The organism is Paralcaligenes ureilyticus (assembly GCF_004346225.1).
Lineage (GTDB): Bacteria > Pseudomonadota > Gammaproteobacteria > Burkholderiales > Burkholderiaceae_B > Paralcaligenes > Paralcaligenes ureilyticus.
The window spans coordinates 187278-200002 of record NZ_SMAJ01000004.1 but is presented as its reverse complement, the minus strand read 5'-3'; the positions used below and the strand labels follow the sequence as shown (position 1 = coordinate 200002).

Genomic DNA, 12725 nt, shown 5'->3' with positions numbered 1-12725 from the left:
TGAACGAGCTAATCGGCCAGGCGACGCGCGTTTGATGTTTGGGAAGTAGTAGTTGCTGCGATTGCAGATGATTGCAGCGTTGTGGTGGCACCCACAAGGGGTGCCGCTACATGAACAACCGGTACGTTCTTGTAGCGGCAGCCCTTGTGGCTGCCATTCACCTATAACATCAACGCACAGGCAAGGCGTACATCAGGCCGCCCTTAGTCCATTGAGCGTTCAAGCCGCGAGCGATTTTCAGAGGGCTGCCCATACCGACGTTACGCTCGAAGCTTTCGCCGTAATTGCCGACCTGTTTGATGATGTTATAGGCCCATTTCTCGTCTACGCCCATGTTTTTGCCCGCCCCCGGCGTAACACCCAGCAGGCGTTGCACGTTGGGGTTGGCGCTTTTCAACTCTTCATCCACATTTTTGGAGGTAATCCCCAGCTCTTCAGCCCCGATCATGGCGTATAGCGACCACTTGACGATATTCAGCCACGGATCATCCCCCTGGCGAACAAAAGGCCCCAGCGGCTCTTTGGAAATGATCTCGGGCAACACCACATAATTATCCGGGTTTTGCATTTTCGAAATCCGGATCGACGCCAAACCCGATGCATCGGTGGTAAAGACATCGCAACGGCCGGACGCAAATGCATTGACGACTTCATTGAACTGCTCAATCACCACCGGCTTGTAATGGATATTATTGGCCCGCGCCCAATCAGCCATCGTGTTTTCGTTGGACGTACCAGTTTGCATGCAGACCGTGGCGCCATCCAATTCCTTGGCGCTTTTAACCTTTAACGATTTAGGCACCAGAAAACCTTGGCCGTCATAGTAATTAACGCCGGCGGAGATAGCACCCAACGCCGTATCGCGCTGCTGAGTAACCGTCGTGTTGCGAGCCAGCAGATCGATTTCGCCGGACTGCAAAGCAGTAAAGCGCTGCTGCGAATTCAAAGGAACCGCCTTGAACTTGCTGGCATCGCCCAGAACGGCCGCCGCCACCGCGCGGCACATATCAACATCCAGCCCCTTCCAGTTACCTTTATCGTCGGGCGCCGAAAAACCGGCAAAGCCCGTAGTTACACCACACTCGACGTAGCCGCGGTTTTTGACAACGCTAAGCGTATCGGCCTGAGCCAACTGCATAGCAGAAAACAAGACCAGCGCACCGGTCACATAGTTAGCGTAACGCATAAAATTCCCCTCGAAGGCATTTACATGACGACTCAAGCTGGATATTACTGCATTGACATCCTCCCACGCCCCAAGGGGCGGGGATTCCCACAACGAGAGCCATTTCTAACATGGCCTCGTCTGAGAGAGTTCCTGCTTCATAGAGAACTGCGGGCCGAGCAACTCGGCCACGTCTGACATTCCCTCCACAGGCAGCGATTGACCCTTGCGGGTCAACCAGACCGCGTGTCCCGCGGCCAAAATATTCTTCGCGGCATTCACATCCGCGTGATCTGTGTGGCCGCAGGCCACACACCGAAACTGAGATTGCGTTGGGCGATTGGCCTTTTCCGTATGGTCGCACACATAACATCGCTGCGACGTGAAAGCGGGGTTAACTCGAATCAGTTCTCCGCCTTTCGCCCGGAGTTTATAGTCTAAAAAGCCCCAAAACATGGCCCAGCTTTGGTCTAAGATTGATCGGTTCAAACCCGCTTTGGCTTTGACGTTCTTGCCAGGCGCCTCGACCGTGCCGCGCGCCGAGGCGCTCATGGACGCTACGTGCAGATCTTCGATCGCAATCGTCGAATACGTATTTGCCAAGAGCGTCGAGAGCTTATGAAGCCAGTCTTTACGTTGACGCGCCGCTTGCCGGTGCAATGCGCCTAAACGATTCACCGCCTTACGGCGGTTTTTCGATCCCTTTGTCTTTCGCGACACCGCCCGTTGTTGATGCTTGATACGTCCGGCTTGCTTTTTGAGGGCATTGAGCGCGGCGTGCATCACCCCATTGCTCATCGTGCATAAAACCTTCACGCCGGCATCGGCGCCGGCCTCGGGAGGAAGCCCCAGAGGCGTGACGTCGGGTACGCTATATTGCACCGAGACAAACCACTTATTGCCCTCGCGCGTGAGCGCGGCATTGGCAATAGCACCGGGCACGACCTTGGAGTGGCGCAGCCGCACAAAGCCGATCTTCGACAATTTGAGCCGGCCGTTGGCCGCATCGTAATGAATTTGCGCCTTATCAGGAAATCGCAAGCCCGGCTCCTGGCCCCGCCTTTTAAATCGGGGCGGCCCGACTTTGTTGCGGCGCTTGCGCGTTGCACCGGATGAAGCCGGTGCCTTGGCCTCTTTACACCGTGCAAAGAACCTCCGATATGCCTCGTCCAGGCGTTTCAATACGCTCTGTTGCACGTGCACCGGGTTTTCACTTAACCACGCCGTTGCCGGCGCATGGCGCCATTCCGTGAGCCACTTGGCCATTTCAATGTAGTTAGCATAAGGGAGACCTTGGGCATAGCGTTCGTGTTGACACGCCAAAGCCTGATTCCAGAGCCAGCGCGCGCCACCCGACCAGCGGCGCAAAAGCGCCTCCTGGGCGGGTTTTAAACGGAGTGCGTAGCGTTGGGCGAGAAACATAGTTTAAATGGTAGCAGATCGATAATGTAGAGTTCAATAGTTAAACGACGCCGTCCTCCCCGCCCCAAGGGACGGGGCTTGTCGCGATACTCGCCATATCAAGGGGTCTCAAAATAGATAAGCTTATTCGTGCATAAGCAGGGGTTTCGGGCGGGAGGTGGGATGGCAGCCACAAGGGCGGGAGTGTCAGAATTTTTGTGTTCAGGCAGTTTAGGTTAAACATTTAAAGACCTACTGCTTACCAGCAAGAGTATCTAGATACTGACTGGTTCTGGTAAATCGCTCTTCATACAGAATAGCAAATTGTTGCATCGCCGCGGTCCAATAATGCGTTGCCCGGCCCCATTTAACGGTAATGTTTCGGATCGCCAACCACAGCAGCTTGATGGCGGCCTCATTGGTTGGGAACTGACCGCGCGTTTTGATGATCTTGCGCAACTGCGCATTCACACTCTCGATGGCGTTGGTCGTGTAGATAATCCGGCGTATATCGGGTGGGAAGATAAAGAAGGGGATGACTTGATCCCAGGCGTTGTGCCAGGCGGGGGCAATCATCGGATACTTCAGACCCCACGGGCTGCGCGCAAAGGCCTGTAGCGCCTGCTGGGCCGTCTCAGCGTTGGTGGCGGTATAGATCGGACGCAGCGCCGATGCCAGCGTTCTTCTGTCTTTCCAGCCGGCATAACTGAGGCTATTGCGTACCAGATGCACGATACAGGTCTGCAGCGTGGTCGCGGGAAACACGGTTTCTAGCGCAGTGGGCATGCCTTTTAGGCCATCGGTCACCGCGATCAGAATGTCCTGGACGCCACGCGTCTTGAGTTCGTTGAAGACGCGCATCCAGAACTTGGCACCTTCTGTGCTCTCGATCCAGAGCCCCAGAATCTCACGGGTGCCGTCAGCCAACACGCCCAACGCCATATAGACGGCCTTATTGCGCACCACCCCTTCATCGCGGATCTTCACCCGCAGCGCATCAAAGAACACCACCGGATACATCGGCTCCAGGGCCCGGTTCTGCCAGACGGCCACCTCGTCCATGACCTCATCCGTCACCGAGCTGATAAAGTCGGGCGAGACATCCGTGCCGTACTGCTCGGCCAAAAAGGCCCGAATCTCGCGCACGCTCATGCCCCGGGCATACATCGCCACGATCTTGTCGTCGAATCCGGTAAAACGCCGCTCATGCTTAGGGATCAGGATCGGCGCAAAGCTGCCGTCGCGATCCCGAGGAATATCCAGCCGCACGGGGCCCGCATCGGTTAACACCGTCTTGGCACTGCTGCCATTGCGTTGATTGGTGCTCTGTTCGGGCCGCACCTGGCCACTGCCGTAGCCCAGGTGATGACCCAGCTCTGCACCCAGGGCGCGTTCGATGATCGCCTTCTTAAGCAGCATGAACGTGTCCTGCACCGCCTCGGGCGTCATCGGCCCGATGACTAGCTCATCAAGCAACTGCTCAGCGCTGGCTGGCAGCTTGCCCTTGGGAATCCCTACCGGTTCTTTTTTCTGTTCTCGTGCCATGGTTAATCTCCTTGAAGATAATCATAGGCCCGAACACAAAATTACGGACACTCTCACAAGGGCTGCCGCTACAGAACAGGCTACCTATTCGTACGAACGCAAATCGTCGATGACCTTGCCATCGTTGGGCAAAGCACCCACAGGCAGCGGCTCCAGCGTCGCGCGCAGCTTTGTCACATCCCGCACCGACTCCGTAATCCTCACCATCAAATCCGCGCTCGAATCCGTCGTCTCCACCCTAAGCGTCATCTCATCCGCCCCCACCGCGCCGCTTACCAGCAAGCGCGCCTTGCGAATCTCCGGATGCCGCCGCACCACCTCCGCCACCTGCTCAGGATGCACAAACATACCCCGCACCTTCGTCGTCTGATCCGCCCGCCCCATCCACCCCTTAATCCGCATATTGCTGCGCCCGCAGGGCGACACGCCCGGCATCACGGCCGACAAATCGCCCGTGCCGAAACGCACCAGCGGATAATCGGGATTCAGCGTCGTCACCACGATCTCGCCCACCTCGCCATCGGCCAAAGGCGTATTGCTCCCAGGCTGAACAATCTCCAGGATAAGATCCTCGTTCACCACCAAACCCTCGCGCGCCGCAGTCTCGTACGCCACCATTCCCAAATCCGCGCTGCCATACGCCTGATAACCGTCAATACCCCGCTCGGCAAACCAATGCTGCAGCGAAGGCGGAAACGCCTCGCCCGAAAACAACGCCCGGCGCAGCGACGGCAGTGCAATGCCCAGCTCGTCCGCCTTTTCAAGAATGATTTTTAAAAAACTGGGGGTCCCCGTATACCCCGCCGGAGCCAAATCCGCCATGGTATGCACTTGCTGATCGGTCTGCCCTATCCCGCCCGGAAAAACAGTGCAGCCCAGCGCGTGAGCCGCCGTTTCCATCATCGAGCCCGCAGGCGTGAAATGATACGAAAAACAATTATGGACCAACTGCTTCGACCGAAATCCGGCGGCAAAAAGCGCCCGGGCAAAACGCCAATAATCCGCGCGTGCGCTCTCGGGCTCGTACATCGGCCCGGGCGAAGCGAATACGCGCAAGGCGTCGCCCCAGCCAATCGCCGAAAACCCGCCAAAGATACGGCTGACCGCGGCCAGTTCCTGCCCCGTACGGCCCAGGCGCATATCCAGCTGCGCCTGCAAAAGCTGATTTTTGCGGATCACGGGAATCTGCGCCAAATCGCCGCGCCCACGAATCGCATCCGGATCGATGCCCTGCAACTGGCGGGCAATGGCCGGCGCGTGCTGGCAGGCCCGCCTTAACGCATCGGGCAGGCGCGCCAGCAACCCTCGCTCGCGTTGCGCGCGCGGCGCGGCCTCTCGCTCTTCAAAATACATCGTCATGGTATCTCCTGCGATCAGGCTAGCCAGCGTTTGCGGCGTCGATAAAACTTCGTGTCGCGAAAGCTTTTGCGTTCGCCGCTCGATACGCCCAGATAGAATTCTTTTACGTCTTCGTTTTCGGCCAGGTCTTGCGCCGCGCCGTCCATCATCACGCGGCCGCTCTCCAAAATGTAACCATAATCGGCGTAGCGCAAGGCAATACTGGTGTTTTGCTCGGCCAGCAAAAAGCTCACGCCTTCCCGTTCATTCAGCCCGCGCACAATTTCGAAAATCTCTTCCACGATTTGCGGAGCCAGGCCCATGGACGGCTCGTCGAGCAGAATCATGGTGGGGTTGGCCATCAAGGCGCGCCCAATCGCGGCCATCTGCTGCTCGCCCCCCGAGGTGTAGCCGGCCTGGCTGCCGCGCCGTTGCTTCAACCTTGGAAAATACTGGTACACGCGTTCCAGCGCCGCGCTTAACTCACCGCGTGAAATCGCGCGGGTATAGGCGCCGGTAAGCAGGTTCTCTTCGATGGTCAGGTGCGCGAAGCAATGCCGGCCCTCCATCACCTGGACCACGCCGCGGCGCACCAGGTCGGACGGCGTCAGGCGCTCGATGCGCTCGCCGCGATAATCGATGCTGCCCTTGGTCACGTCGCCGCGTTCGGCCTTGAGCAGGTTTGAAATCGCTCGCAAAGTGGTGGTTTTGCCCGCGCCGTTGGCGCCCAGCAAGGCCACGATCTTGCCTTGCGGCACGCACAACGACACACCCTTCAACACCAGGATCACGTGGTTGTAGATAACCTCGATGCCATTGACGTTAAGCAGGATGTTGGGCGCAGCCGTATCCACTGTTGCATTCATAAAAAACCTCATGCCGTCGATTGAACCCGCCCGCCCCACACAGGCGGCAGGCGGGCGACACACATCAATCCTTGCAGACGCGAGGCGTGATGTTCTTCTGCTTGGCGTACTTGGCCGCCATTTCCTTGACCAGCGGACCGACAAATTTCTTGTCGGATTGATACCAGTCCGACACCACCTTGAACTTCTTGCCGTCCCACTGGATGACGCGAGCCCAGTCTGTGCCCATATGGTCGTTGCACGAGGTTTTGACCGGCTTCATGATTTCGCCGAAGCCCAACTCATTCAAGCGGTCTTGCGTCAGGTTCAGATGCTCGAAGCCCCACCGGACCTGCTCGGGCGTCATGTGCTGGCCCTTGCCGTATTTTTCCTGAGCCGCGCGAATCGCCTCGACTTGCAGCATGGAAATCATCAGGCCGCGTGTGTAGCTGATGGTCCCGAAATACTTGCCGTCGGTATCGGTGCCCTGGCCTTTGTCGTACAGATATTTTTTAATATCCTGGTGTACTTTCCCGCGCTCGGCGCTGTTTTGAATCGTGACCGCGTTATAGCCCTTGGCGACCTCGCCCAGATCCTGGACATCGTTTTCAGAGCCTGCCCACCAGATGGCGTACATTTTGTCGCGCGGATAGCCGATGCCCTGCGCTTCGCGAATAGCTGTGGGCGTCATGATGCCGGCGCTCCAGAGCAGCACAAAATCAGGGCGCTTCTGGCGGATTTGCAGCCAGGTGGATTTTTGCTCCACGCCGGGCGCCGTGACGGGATAAAGCTGCAGTTCGAAGCCATCGGCTTTGGCGCGGGCTTCCAGCAAGGGAATGGGCTCTTTGCCGAACGGCGAGTCATGATAGACCAGCGCAATTTTCTTGCCCTTCAGCTTGGCCTCGCCGCCCAGCTTTTTGGCAATATCCTGGATCATCGTATCGGCGGCGGTCCAGTAGGTGCCCAGCAAGGGGAAGTTCCACATGAATACCGAGCCATCGGCCGATTGCGACAGGCCGTAGCCCACCGTTTCGACCGAGACCTTATCCAGGATGGCCTTATCGGTAATGGCAAAGGTAATGCCGGTGGATTGCGGATCGAACCCAGACGCCCCGCCGTTCTTGGCTTTCAGGCGCTCGTAGCACTCCACGCCCTTGTCGGTGGCGTAGCCGGTTTCGCACTCTTCGTAGCTGAGCTTGACGCCATTGACGCCGCCATCGCGCGCGTTGACGAGTTTAAGGTAATCCATTTTGCCATCGGCCCAGGGAATGCCCAGCGGCGCAAACGAGCCGGTGCGATACGCCAGCAAGGGAATAAACTGATCCTCCGCTGCCGTGGCGGGCGCGGCCATCGCGCCCAGGGTGCCTGCTACAACAAACAGGGCAGCTGTCAATTTGAAAGTGTGTTTCATCTCCAAGTCCTCCGTGTGGTGTTGCTAAGCACCGTGTATTGCGCCGGCCTCGGCCCGAACGAGCCCAGGCCGGCGTTAAAGTTAAGCGTTGCAATCGCTTTTTAAAAAACCAACAACATCAATGCGGGAACGGCCATATCCGCAGCTTCTCCTTGCCTATGCTCCATAGCCGTGCCAGGCCGTGCGGCTCGGCTATCAAGAAAAACACAATCAGTGCGCCAAACACCATGTGCTCGATATGGGCGGCGGTGTCGACGGCCAGGGGCAGGTCGAACCAGCCCGGCACATTGGTTAGCGCAATGGGCACCAGCACAATAAAGGCGGCCCCGAAAAAGCTCCCCAGAATCGAACCCAGCCCGCCGATAATCACCATGAACAACAGCTGGAATGAGCGATTCAGGTCAAAAGCCAAAGGCTCCCACGAACCCAGGTGTACATAGGCCCACAGCGCGCCCGACACGCCGATGATGAACGAGCTGATAGCGAACGCCGTGAGCTTGGCGTACACCGGACGTATGCCTATGACCGAGGCGGCCACGTCCATATCGCGAATCGCCATCCATTGACGGCCGATGGCGCCGCGCACCAGGTTCTTGGCCAGCAGCGCAAACACGACGGCGAAGATCAGCACGAACAGGTATTTTTGAAGCGGGGTCTGAATGGGCAAGCCAAAGGCCGTCAGCGCGGGAACCGATACATTGCCCGAAGACGAATAGTCGGTCAGGTAGGGGATCCGCAAAAACGCCCAGTCGGAAAAAAACTGCGCGGCCAAGGTGGTCACGGCCAGATAAAGCCCGCGTATGCGCAAGCTGGGAATGCCGAACACAATGCCCACCAGCGTGGCAAATACGCCGCCCAGCAAAATCTGCGCGACCAGCGGCATGCCCGGATTGCGCACCCCGAAGTTCCAGGCCGCATAGGCACCCACGGCCATGAACGCGCCCGAGCCCATCGAAATCTGGCCGCAATAGCCCACCAGAATATTCAAGCCCACGCAGGCCAGCGACAAAATCAGGAACGGCGTAAGAATGGCCTGCAAAAAGTAGCTGGAAGCCAGCAGCGGAATCGCGATAAAGGCCACGGCCAGCAGGCCGGCGATGAAGATGCGGTCCTGGCGAATGGGAAATATCTGCTGGTCAGCGCGATAACTGCTTTTGAACTGGCCATTTTCGCGATAAAACATAATTAGTTATCCGTGGTGATTGACAGCATCAAACGCGGTCGATGATTTTCTCGCCGAACAAACCTTGCGGGCGAAAGAGCAGGAAGACCAGGGCCAGTACATATGCAAACCAGATTTCAATACCGCCACCCACAAACGGCCCCAGATAGACCTCGGATAATTTCTCTCCTACACCGATAATCAGCCCGCCGATGATCGCCCCGGGAATGGAGGTGAGCCCTCCCAGAATCACGACCGGCAAGGCGCGCAAGGCCGCCACGGAAAGCGAAAATTGCACGCCGAATTTCGAACCCCAGATCACGCCCGTGACCAAGGCCACCAGCCCCGCCACGGTCCAGACGATGATCCAGATGCGGTTGAGCGGAATGCCGATCGACTGCGCCGCCTGGTGGTCGTCGGCCACGGCGCGCAAGGCGCGTCCGGTGGAGGTGTATTGGAAAAAGAACGCCAGCGCCGCCACCAGCAAGGCCGCCACCGCGGCGGCCGTCAAGTCTTCAATGCTGATCAGAATCCCGCCTTCGAAGACGGAGTTAAGAATAAAGGCCGGATCCTTGGGCATGCCCACATCAATGGAATACACCGTGCTGCCAAACACGATCTGGCCCAGGCCGTCCATGAAATAACTGATGCCCAGCGTGGCCATCAGCAGCGTCGTGGCTTCCTGATTGACCAGGTGCCGCAACACCCAGCGTTCGATCACGACCGCCATGGCCCACATCAACACCGCGCTGATGGCAAAAGCCAGAACATTGGCCAGCAGCAGGTTATGAAAGCCAAACCATTTGGGCAGCCACTCGGCAAAGCGCGCCATCGACAAGGCGGCCACCAGCACCATCGCGCCCTGGGCAAAATTGAAAACGCCCGACGCCTTGAAAATCAGCACAAAACCCAGCGCCACCAGCGAATACATCATGCCGGACATCAAGCCGCCAAACACCGTTTCCAGGAAAAATGCCATTATTGTTATCCGTTGGGTTAGTGGCCCGCGCCTAAATAGGCGCGTATGACATCGGGGTTGGAACGGACGGCGTCGGGCTCGCCGTCGCCAATTTTTCGGCCGTAATCCAGCACCACTACACGATCGGAAATATCCATCACCACGCTCATGTCGTGCTCGATCAGAACAATGGTGCTGCCGAATTCCTCGTTGACATCGAGGATGAAGCGGCTCATGTCCTGCTTCTCTTCGATATTCATACCCGCCATGGGCTCATCGAGCAACAGCATGCGCGGCTCCATGGCCAGCGCGCGCCCCAGGTCGACCCGCTTTTGCAATCCATAAGGCAGGCGCCCCACCGGCGTCTTGCGATGCGCCTGGATTTCCAGGAAGTCGATGATGTTTTCCACAAACTCGCGGTTGGCGATCTCTTCGCGCACGGCCGAACCCAGGCGAAAAGCCTGCGCCAGCAGGCCGCTTTTCATGTGCAGGTTGCGCCCCGTCATGATGTTGTCCAGCACGCTCATGCCCTTGAACAGGGCCAGGTTCTGAAAGGTGCGGGCGATGCCCATCTCGGCGGCGCGGCGCGAGTTCATTTTGTTGAAACGCACGCCATCGAGCGTAATGTCGCCATGCTGCGGCGTGTACACGCCGTTAATCACATTCAGCATCGAGCTTTTGCCGGCGCCGTTGGGGCCGATGATGGCGCGGATTTCGTGTTCTTTAACGTCAAAGGAAATGTCGCTTAAAGCCTTCACCCCGCCAAACGCAAGCGAAATATTGTGCAGTTCCAGAATCGTTGCGCCTATTCGCTGGTCGCGAGCTGCCTGAGTCATGTTACGCAGCCTTTTTGATGTTGCCGGGGAACACCCGGGCCGAGGTAATGACCAGGTCGGCCGAAATCTGGCCCGTGCGCCCATCTTCGAACTTGACTTCGGTTTCGATGAACTGATGAGTCTTGCCTTCGAACAGCGCCTCGACCAGCGGCGCGTATTTCTGGGCGATAAAGCCGCGGCGCACCTTGCGCGTGCGGGTCAGTTCATCGTCATCCGGGTCGAGCTCTTTATGCAAAATCAGAAACCGCGCCACTTGCGAGCCGCACAGTTTGGGATCGGTGGCCAGGTCGGCATTGACCTCGTCGACGCAGCTTTTGATCATTTCACGGACGTCCGGCTTGGCCGCCAGGTCGGTGTAGCCGGCATAAGGCAGGCCGCGGCGTTCGGCCCAGTTACCGACGGCTTCCAGATCGATATTGATAAACGCGCAGACCTCGGGCCTATCGGCGCCAAACGCCACCACTTCTTTAATGAACGGAAAAAACTTCAGCTTGTTTTCGATGTACTTGGGCGCAAACAGGCTGCCATCGGCCAGCCGGCCCACGTCGCGCGCGCGATCGATAATTTTTAACTGGCCATCGGTATCCAGATACCCCGCGTCGCCCGTGTGATACCAGCCGTCGTCGGTGTAGGCTTCGGCCGTGGCCTGAGGATTGCGGTAATACTCTTTGAAAAGGCCCGGGCTTTTAAGTTGGATTTCGCCGTTTTCGGCCACGCGGATTTCCACCCCGTCGACCGGCGGCCCAACCGTATCGGAGCGCACCTGGCCGTCGGCCTGCACACAGACAAACACCGAGGTTTCGGTCGACCCATATAGCTGCTTCAGATTGATGCCTATGGACCGGAAAAATATGAACAGGTCGGGGCCGATGGCTTCGCCTGCGGTATAGGCCACGCGCACCCGGCTCATGCCCAGGGTATTGCGCAAGGGCCCATACACCAGCAGGTTGCCGATCTGGTACTTGATGCGATCCCAAAAGCCCACGGTCGTGTCCCGGGCGAGAATGCGCACACCCACCCGCCGGGCGAGCGCCATGCAGGTTTTGTACAACTTGCGCTTTACCGAGCTGGCGTCTTCCATGCGAATGGTGACATGGGTAAGCAGGCCTTCGAGCACGCGCGGGGGGGCGAAATAATAGGTGGGCCCGATATCGTGCATATCAATGGAAACGGTTTCGGGGGATTCAGGATGGTTGACCGTAAACCCGGTCACCAGGAACTGCGTATACGAAAACATGTTCTGGCCGATCCAGGCCGGCGGCAGGTAGGCCAGCACGTCTTCCTCGTCGGTGAGTTTTTCCATCTCCTGGATGGCGCGGGCGCGATCGATAAGCGCGTGGTGGGTGAGCACCACGCCTTTGGCCTTGCCGGTGGTGCCCGAGGTGTAGAACATGGCCGCCGGATCGTGCGGGTCGATAGCCGCCATCGCGGCGTCCACAAAATCAGGGTGCTGTTGCTCAAAATTGCGCCCCCGGTTCAACACATCGTCAAACGCCAGAAGTTGCGGGTGAAGATAATTGCGCAAGCCCCGCGGGTCGTCGTACACAATATGCTGCAGCGCGGGGCACTGCTCGGCAATTTCGAGCATTTTGTCGACCTGTTCCTGGTCTTCGACAACGGCCACGCGCACGCCCGCATCCTGCATGACGTACAACATTTCTTGCGCGACGGCATCCTGGTACAGGGGCACGGGGATGGCGCCCACGGCCTGCGCCGCCATCATCGCCAGGTATAAACGCGGCCGATTCTCACCTACAATCGCCACATGCTGACCTGGCTGGACCTGCAGGGCGGCCAAACCGTTGGCCAGTTCACGCACTTGCTGCGCCAGTTCGCTCCAGCTTAGGGTTTGCCATATTCCCAGATCTTTTTCGCGCAGGGCAGGCCGCCGGCCGCGCACGCGTGCGTGATGCATCACCAGCGCCGGAAAAGTATCGGGCAGCTTGCTGTGTTGGGCCGTAGGTGAATCTTGCGCCACGATGTCTCCTTCAGTCGGCCTCCGAGGCCTCTTGAGTGTTGAAATCAAGGCGGCCTCGGGCGTTTGACTGGTTTAATTCTTATGCG

Annotated in this window: 10 protein-coding genes; all 10 read right to left on the bottom strand. The window is 58.2% G+C overall.

Going from position 1 to position 12725, the window contains the following annotated elements:
- Window positions 1-169: 169 nt before the first annotated feature.
- A complete protein-coding gene (locus EDC26_RS07755; RefSeq protein ID WP_132581191.1) occupies window positions 170-1186 on the bottom strand; it encodes an amino acid ABC transporter substrate-binding protein in 1017 nt (338 codons plus the stop codon).
- Window positions 1187-1291: 105 nt separating this feature from the next.
- Window positions 1292-2587: an RNA-guided endonuclease InsQ/TnpB family protein gene (locus EDC26_RS07750; RefSeq protein ID WP_132581189.1), complete on the bottom strand. Its 1296-nt coding sequence runs from the start codon at window positions 2585-2587 to the stop codon at window positions 1292-1294.
- 231 nt (window positions 2588-2818) lie between these two features.
- Entirely contained in the window at window positions 2819-4111 is a 1293-nt protein-coding gene (locus EDC26_RS07745) for an IS256 family transposase (RefSeq protein ID WP_132581187.1), read from the bottom strand.
- Between the two features lie 84 nt (window positions 4112-4195).
- Window positions 4196-5470, bottom strand: a complete 1275-nt coding sequence (locus EDC26_RS07740) for a phenylacetate--CoA ligase family protein (protein WP_132581185.1) — start codon at window positions 5468-5470, stop codon at window positions 4196-4198.
- Window positions 5471-5484: 14 nt separating this feature from the next.
- Window positions 5485-6315 (bottom strand): ABC transporter ATP-binding protein, encoded by an 831-nt coding sequence (locus EDC26_RS07735; protein ID WP_132581183.1) that lies wholly within the window; start codon window positions 6313-6315, stop codon window positions 5485-5487.
- 64 nt (window positions 6316-6379) lie between these two features.
- A complete protein-coding gene (locus tag EDC26_RS07730) occupies window positions 6380-7705 on the bottom strand; it encodes an ABC transporter substrate-binding protein (RefSeq protein WP_165930950.1) in 1326 nt (441 codons plus the stop codon).
- Between the two features lie 118 nt (window positions 7706-7823).
- Complete coding sequence (locus tag EDC26_RS07725; protein ID WP_132581179.1) at window positions 7824-8888, bottom strand: branched-chain amino acid ABC transporter permease; 1065 nt, start codon at window positions 8886-8888, stop codon at window positions 7824-7826.
- 28 nt (window positions 8889-8916) lie between these two features.
- Window positions 8917-9846, bottom strand: a complete 930-nt coding sequence (locus tag EDC26_RS07720; protein ID WP_132581177.1) for a branched-chain amino acid ABC transporter permease — start codon at window positions 9844-9846, stop codon at window positions 8917-8919.
- Between the two features lie 17 nt (window positions 9847-9863).
- Window positions 9864-10661 (bottom strand): ABC transporter ATP-binding protein, encoded by a 798-nt coding sequence (locus EDC26_RS07715; RefSeq protein WP_132581175.1) that lies wholly within the window; start codon window positions 10659-10661, stop codon window positions 9864-9866.
- A gap of 1 nt (window position 10662) precedes the next feature.
- The gene (locus EDC26_RS07710; protein ID WP_425012420.1) at window positions 10663-12639 is read right to left on the bottom strand and encodes an AMP-dependent synthetase/ligase; all 1977 of its coding nucleotides are present in this window, start codon (window positions 12637-12639) and stop codon (window positions 10663-10665) included.
- Window positions 12640-12725 lie beyond the last annotated feature (86 nt).

Bases quoted from the DNA above. Each gene is read 5' to 3' on its own strand.
- EDC26_RS07755 (WP_132581191.1), bottom strand. From the start codon at position 1,186: ATGCGTTACGCTAACTATGTGACCGGTGCGCTGGTCTTGTTTTCTGCT.
- EDC26_RS07750 (WP_132581189.1), bottom strand. From the start codon at position 2,587: ATGTTTCTCGCCCAACGCTACGCACTCCGTTTAAAACCCGCCCAGGAG.
- EDC26_RS07745 (WP_132581187.1), bottom strand. From the start codon at position 4,111: ATGGCACGAGAACAGAAAAAAGAACCGGTAGGGATTCCCAAGGGCAAG.
- EDC26_RS07740 (WP_132581185.1), bottom strand. From the start codon at position 5,470: ATGACGATGTATTTTGAAGAGCGAGAGGCCGCGCCGCGCGCGCAACGC.
- EDC26_RS07735 (WP_132581183.1), bottom strand. From the start codon at position 6,315: ATGAATGCAACAGTGGATACGGCTGCGCCCAACATCCTGCTTAACGTC.
- EDC26_RS07730 (WP_165930950.1), bottom strand. From the start codon at position 7,705: ATGAAACACACTTTCAAATTGACAGCTGCCCTGTTTGTTGTAGCAGGC.
- EDC26_RS07725 (WP_132581179.1), bottom strand. From the start codon at position 8,888: ATGTTTTATCGCGAAAATGGCCAGTTCAAAAGCAGTTATCGCGCTGAC.
- EDC26_RS07720 (WP_132581177.1), bottom strand. From the start codon at position 9,846: ATGGCATTTTTCCTGGAAACGGTGTTTGGCGGCTTGATGTCCGGCATG.
- EDC26_RS07715 (WP_132581175.1), bottom strand. From the start codon at position 10,661: ATGACTCAGGCAGCTCGCGACCAGCGAATAGGCGCAACGATTCTGGAA.